The sequence below is a fragment of the Petrotoga halophila DSM 16923 genome (assembly GCF_002924615.1).
Genome location: NZ_JALY01000034.1, coordinates 1 through 7,308, shown reverse-complemented (window position 1 = coordinate 7,308; position 7,308 = coordinate 1). Strand labels below are relative to the sequence as shown.

At 38.3% G+C, this 7,308-nt stretch carries 4 protein-coding genes and 1 pseudogene; 2 read left to right on the top strand and 3 right to left on the bottom strand.

Annotation, left to right across the window (positions count from 1 at the left end; genetic code table 11):
- The 3 genes and pseudogenes from AA81_RS01510 to hutH form a co-directional block, all read right to left on the bottom strand.
- Positions 1–152 (bottom strand): annotated as a pseudogene (locus AA81_RS01510) (glutamate formimidoyltransferase); the annotation flags it as partial.
- A 19-nt stretch (positions 153–171) separates the two neighbouring features.
- On the bottom strand, positions 172–2,193 hold the full coding sequence (gene hutU, locus AA81_RS01505; protein WP_103078020.1) for a urocanate hydratase: 2,022 nt from the start codon (positions 2,191–2,193) through the stop codon (positions 172–174).
- A gap of 17 nt (positions 2,194–2,210) precedes the next feature.
- Positions 2,211–3,737: a histidine ammonia-lyase gene (gene hutH, locus AA81_RS01500; protein WP_103078019.1), complete on the bottom strand. Its 1,527-nt coding sequence runs from the start codon at positions 3,735–3,737 to the stop codon at positions 2,211–2,213.
- Positions 3,738–4,446: 709 nt separating this feature from the next.
- Here hutH and AA81_RS01495 point away from each other — a divergent pair.
- Both AA81_RS01495 and AA81_RS01490 read left to right on the top strand, forming a co-directional pair.
- A complete protein-coding gene (locus AA81_RS01495; protein ID WP_169999576.1) occupies positions 4,447–6,336 on the top strand; it encodes an ABC transporter substrate-binding protein in 1,890 nt (629 codons plus the stop codon).
- Positions 6,337–6,394: 58 nt separating this feature from the next.
- Positions 6,395–7,308 (top strand): ABC transporter permease (locus tag AA81_RS01490; RefSeq protein WP_103897955.1); only part of this gene is annotated, 914 nt, incomplete at its 3' end.

Genomic DNA, 7,308 nt, shown 5'->3' with positions numbered 1-7,308 from the left:
AAAGTAACTACGCTTCTGTTGTGGTCTTTATCCATAGAGTAATCTAATAATTTTACTCCTTCTTGTTTTCTTACTTCATCTACAATACATTCTAACTTTTCTTTATCTCTTCCTTCACTGAAATTTGGAACACATTCAACGATTTTGTTCAAAACATCTACCTCCTAACCCTCATAAGTATTTGTCAACCAAATCTTTTATCATATTTTTATCAGCAATATATGGCAAAGTTATGTGGTCCGTGTTTTTGTTTTCTTTGTTGTACTCTATTGATGTTTCTATAGAAGCTTCATTTCTAGCCCATGATCGTCTGGCAACCCCAACCATAACATCCCATGGAATTGCGTTCTTTATTATTTCATCCACCCTTCCACTTCCGTCAAGAACCAATCCAAAACCACCGTTAATGGCTTTACCGATACCAACTCCGCCTCCGTTGTGCAGTGTTACCAAACTCATTCCCCTTGCTATATTTCCAGCAAAATCATGGGTTGCCATATCCGCCATTATATTACTCCCATCTTTTATATTCGCTGTTTCTCTAAAAGGAGAGTCAGCTCCACCCGCATCATGATGATCCCTTCCGAGCATTATGGGGCCAACTTCCCCTTTTCTAACCATTTCATTGAATTTAAGCGCTATCTTCATCCTTCCCATAGCATCTTGATAAAGAATTCGTGCTTGAGTACCTACAACGAGATTGTTTTTATCAGCATCTCTAATCCATATGTAATTGTCTCTATCTTGGCCCCTTCTATTGGGATCTATACATTCCATCGCTGCTTTATCCGTTTTCAATAGATCTTCCCGTTTTCCACTTAAACATACCCACCTGAAAGGTCCATAACCATAGTCGAATATTAATGGTCCCATTATGTCTTCCACATACGAGGGAAAGATGAATCCTTCGCTTTCATCCAAGCCATTTTTTGCTATTTCTTTCACGCCTGCATCAAAAACCGCCTTCATGAAACTATTCCCATAGTCAAAAAAGTAGGTTCCCCTTTCAACCATTGTTTTTATAAGCTCAAAATGTCTTCTCAGTGAATTGTTGACTAATTCAACAAATTTCTCTTTATTTGTTTTTAAGAGCTGATTCTTCTCTTCATGAGTCAAGCCTTGAGGGCAGTACCCTCCCTCGTAGGCGGCGTGACAAGATGTCTGATCTGATAACAAATCTACTTTTATACCTTTCTTTACAATGTATTCCAATAGATCTACAATATTACCATAATAACCGATGGAAATGGGTTCTTTTCTATTTAGATGATCGAAGGCTATTTCAAAAACTTCATCCAAATCTTTGCTGTAGGTTTTTAACCAACCTTGGTTGAGCCTTGTTTGTATTCTCGAGTAATCTACTTCTGCAATTATCCCAACCCCTTTTGCAATTTCTATTGCTTTTGCCTGAGCACCGCTCATTCCACCTAAACCTGAACTCACAAACAAGCATCCTCTTAGATCACTATCTTGGGGTATTCCTAATTTCAACCTTCCAGCGTTCAACAAGGTATTGTAAGTGCCATGAACGATACCTTGAGGTCCTATATACATCCACCCTCCAGCAGTCATTTGCCCGTAGTTGGCAACACCCATAGCTTGTGCCTTGATCCAATGTTCTTGGTCATCAAACATTCCAACCATCAAAGCATTTGTTATTATCACCCGTGGACTATTTGGAGTTGATCTGTACAAACCTAAGGGATGTCCTGAAGCCACAACTAAAGTTTGTTCTCTTGTAAGTTCTTCTAGGTATTTTTTAATTAACCTGTACTGCATCCAATTTTGACATACTTGACCGGTTTCACCATAGGTTACCAGTTCATAAGGGTACAAAGCGACATCAAAATCCAAGTTATTATCGATCATGACCTGAAATGCCTTTCCTTCAATACACTTACCCTTGTACATATCTATAGGTTTTGCCTTAATGTTGCCCTCAGGTCTATACCTGTATCCATAAATTCTACCTCGAGTAAACAACTCTTGTAAAAATTCTGGAGCCAATTCTTCATGCAAGCTTTCCGGCACGTACCTTAAAGCGTTTGCAAGGGCTAGTTCTACTTCTCTTTTTGATAAGTTCAAAGGTCTTTTAGGTGCCCTTCTTATACCTTCGAAGAATTTAGGCATACTAGGCAGTTTGTCATCCAACTTAATGGACATTGCGCTAGAAATATCAATATTGTTCACCATGATATTTTCTCCTTTCTTTAAAGTAATTTACCAATTTCTTTTTCCACTTCTTTAACGATTATGCCAGATTTTAAGATTTCTTCACTCTTATCTATCATTTCGTACATCGCTCTGTCTTCGTTTATCTTCGGTATTTTATCTCTAACTATATCATAAACTATCTTTGAACCTTTTCCTAAACCTTTGTTTCCTCGTAGGTCTATGGCTTGGCAAGCACAGAACATTTCCATAGCTAATACTTTTTGGACGTTGTTTAGTATATTCTTCGCTTTTCTCGCTGCAATTGTGCCCATAGAAACGTGATCTTCTTGGTTTGCAGAAGAAGGAATTGAATCAACACTTGCAGGATGGGCTAAGACTTTATTTTCTGAAACCAACGACGCGGCTGAATATTGAACAAGCATAAATCCAGAATTCAAGCCACTTTCTTCTATCAAAAAAGGAGGTAACCCGCTCAATTTAGGATTAACAAGCCTTTCTATTCGTCTTTCTGATATATTTGCAATTTCAGACAAAGCAATCGCCAAAAAGTCCATGCCCAATGCAATTGGTTGGCCGTGAAAATTCCCTGCGGATATTGCTTCTTCTTCTTTTGAAAATATCAAAGGATTATCGGTTGCTGCATTCATCTCTTTCACAATGACATCTTGCACATAATTTACTGCATCACGTGAAGCACCGTGAACCTGCGGGATACATCTCAAGGAATAGGCATCTTGAACACGTAATACCCCTTGATGAGACACCATTTTACTATCTTCAAGTATTCTCCTTAAATTGATAGCGGACTCAATCTGCCCTTTATGAGGTCTTAGATTGTGTACCCTCTCATCAAAAGCCTCGATGATACCGTTCAATGCCTCAAAACTCAACGATGAAATTATATCTGCCGTTTTTAAAAGTTCTATGCTATCGTATATTGATAATGCACCTATAGCAGTCATAACTTGTGTTCCATTTATTAAAGCAAGGCCTTCCTTTGCAACAAGATTTATCGTATCTATTCCCGCCAATTTCATTGCTTCTTTTCCATTTAATCGCTTGTTGTCGTAATAAGCTTCTCCTTCTCCCATCATCGGTAAAACCATATGGGCTAATGGAGCTAGATCACCGCTTGCTCCTAAAGACCCTTTTTCTGGTATTACCGGGTGAACCTTCTTGTTTATCATATCGATCAAAGTTTGAATGGTGGATAACCTTATTCCAGAAAAACCTTTGACCAAAGAATTTGCGCGAAGCAACATAATCGCCCTAACAGTTTCTATATCCAAAGGATTCTCGATTCCACATGCATGGCTTCTGATCAGATTCTTTTGTAATTTCTCTGTTTTATCGTTCGAAATGAAAACATTGCAGAGTTCTCCAAAGCCAGTAGTCACACCATATATGACTTTTTCCTCTTCTGCAAACTTTTCTACAACTTTTCTGGAGTTCTCAATGTTCTCAAAAGCAGAGTTATCTATAGCCACGTCGTAATAATGTCTAGCTACATTAATCACATCTTCCAAACTCAGATGTTCGCCGTCTATATAGACCTTTTTCAAATATAAGACCTCACTTTCGATCAAGCAAAAATTTCATATCTTCTAGTAAAATTATAACACCATGAAAAAAATTTCTCACTTTTAAATAGAGCGATTTAACGACGATTAAAAACAATCTAAGTCGATTAAACAAGAAAATCTAATGAAATCTTACAAAACGATTTTTTTCAAAATTCAGGAAAAACTAAGGAAAAGCTTCCTAATCGCAAATAATTGCCCGTAATTGCTCCTAATATTAGTTGATTGGATAAATTAATAGTTGACAAAAAAAGTTAACTCACGTATAATCGTTTTGAACAAGATTTGAATTTATTTAGACATTTCCTCCTTCTAAAACTTTAAAAATCTAATTTGATTGCCTTTTACTAAAAAAGTATCCACTAGAAGAAAAGCTGTTTAATTGTAAGATTTAATAAAATTCCTTTGGATTCTAATTCAAAGACAATGAATGTTTTGATTTTTAAAAAATAAATTATAAAGAAAGAAAATGGGTTATTGTTGATTCGGATATTAATTGATTTGGTAAACTTACCAGTGATTGCTTGTGCTTTTTCACTTAAATATTTATAATAGAGAATTCCATGATTTATTGTTTGAAGCTCAAGGAGCGAAAAAGGGGATAAAGGGGGTATTAATGGACTTTTATTTTTACTACTTTGGGAAGAAATGCCAAAGTAAAGGTAAAAAACTCATTAGGAGGTGTGAAAGAATGAAAAAGAGTTTATTGGTGATTTTTGTTTCCATGTTACTTGTTGTTGCAGGATTTTCACAGGTAGCTGGGATTCCAAGGGAAGAAACGCTCATTGCTAACGTTTTAACTGGAAGAGTAGGTTCTCCCGGTATTTTTAACGTATTTACCACTAGTTGGAGAAATCCTGACAGAGGGGTTCAACAATTGATGCTGGAACCATTATGGACGATGGAGCCTGCCAGGGGAGAAGTTATTAACTCTCTTGCAGCGGAAGGTCCAATCTACAATGAAGACTTCACACAGATGACGGTTAAGTTGAGGAAAGGGTGTTATTGGAGTGATGGTGTTGAAATTACTGCGGATGATATTGTATACGCTATCGAAACAGTCATGGAATATTCTGGAATGTCTTATCATGAGCAGTTCGATATGTATATTGATAAAGTATACAAAACAAATGATTACACCGTAGTATTTGAATTGAAAGAACCTAACGCACGATTCCACACCAATTTTGTGGACAGATGGGGAGCATGGAGGCCTTTCCCAAAACATATTTTTGAAAAAGTAGAAGATCCCTTATCCTTTGATTTCAACCCTCCAATAAGCAGTGGGCCATATGTTCTAAAAGATTATGACGCTGCTGGTTATTGGACACTTTGGGAAAAAAGGGAAGACTGGGATAGGACCCCAACTGGGATGTTGTTCGGTGAACCAAAACCAAAATACGTACTTTTCTATTACTATGGAGAAGCTACAAACCAAGTAATTGCGCAGGCTAACCATAACTTAGACATGGCAGATATAACAATGGAAGCATTCAGGGCACTTGTTCAAAGAAATCCATACTCAAGAGGATACAGAATAGAGTATCCATGGGTAGTTAACACGGATCCTTGTATGACAGGTTTTGTATTCAATACCGATGTATATCCATACAACATAAAAGATGTAAGATGGGCATTAACTCTTGCAATAGATATAGTAGATTATATAGGAATAGCGTTTGATGGTGCTGCACCTATGGGGGTACTTCATGTTCCTCCAATACCTTATTACCAAGAGATTTATTATGAATCATTAGAAGATTGGTTGAAGAATTTCACCTTAGACATAAACGTTAACGGGAAACCATTTAAACCGTACGATCCAACGGCGGCATTAAGAGCAGCTCAATACGCAAGGGAAAGAGGATACGAGGTACCAAACGATATAGAAACGTTGAAAGAGATGTTTGGTCCAGGATGGTGGAAATATGCACCTGATGTAGCGGAACAACTGTTAGAAAGGAATGGATTTACAAGAGATAAAAATGGCAAATGGTTGTTACCGGATGGCACACCTTGGAAAATTAATATTGAAGCTCATCCAAATCCTTCACATCCGCAGCACAGGAATTCCCTTGCTGTAGCACAACAATGGAGAAACTTTGGTATAGATGTTTCAATGCGTCCTAGTGAACAATATGCGAGTATAGCTCAGTTAGGTAATTTTGAGGTTACTGACCAATGGCCTGCATCTGAGCCATGGGGTGGACATCCTGATTTGTACCGTGTTTTTTCGAGTATACACTCAAAATACTACAAACCGATAGGGGATAATGCTGTTACTGGTATGGGGCCTGCAGGAGGTAGATGGACAGATCCGAGGATGGATAAGGTTATAGAACAAATGGAAAAGGTAGACTGGGATAGTGAGGAAAACATGGAATTAGGTATAGAAGGGTTAAAAATACTTGTAGAAGAAATGCCTTCAGTTCCAACTTTCGGATATCCTGGAGTAGTAGGATGGGATGAGTATTATTGGACTAATTACCCTGGTGCTGAAAATCCGTATATGATTCCCTATCATCACTGGCCAAACTTCAAATACGTACTCCCCTTCCTTGAACCAACAGGGAGGAAATAAAGGCTACAGATAAATACATTGAGCCCCCTTCGGGGGGCTTATTATGGAGGTGTAACACTTGCTATTTTTCAAGCGATACTTGCTACCAAGGATAATACAATTTCTAGTTGTAGTATTCGTAGGGATAACGGTGGTATTTATTGTACCCAGGCTAACGCCTGTTGATCCCGTACAACAAGTAATCAGTCAAATGACATCACAAGGAGCCTTCTTAGACCCAGCGGCTGTTGAAGCATTAAGGCAATCGCTCACAGAGATGTACGGATTAGAAGGAGGGATATTCCAACAATACGTTGCCTTTTGGGGAAGACTGCTACATGGAGACTTTGGGCCATCACTCTTTCAATTTCCGGTACCTGTAATGGAGCTAATAATGGACTCACTGCCCTGGACGGCTGGATTACTATTAACAACTACAATCCTCTCTTGGTTAGTAGGAAGTATAATAGGGGCACTTGCAGGATACTTTAAAAACAAGGCATGGGCACAAACGCTAGACAACATAGCGATGGTGGTAAGGCCCATACCCTACTACATATTTGCATTATTACTACTCATAGTATTTGCCTATCTGATACCGATATTCCCATCGGCAGGTGGATACTCAGTTGGAAGACAAATAGGGTTCAACTGGGCGTTCATATCAGACGTGTTAGTACACTCGTTTCTGCCTGCGATATCGCTGATGGTTTTAGGAATAGCAGCCAACATACAAACGATGAAACTAATAGTATCGAACATAGTAGCAGAAGACTATGTGATGTATGCGAAAGCGGGAGGGCTAAAAGAATCAAAGATAGCCTTCAAATACGTATTCAGGAACGGATTATTACCGCAAGTAACCAACTTAGCGCTATCTTTAGGGCAAATCTTTGGAGGGGCATTGATAACAGAAATAGTATTCGCCTATCCAGGGATAGGAACGTTACTATACGGAGCGATAAACTCAAACGACTACAACCTAATAATAGG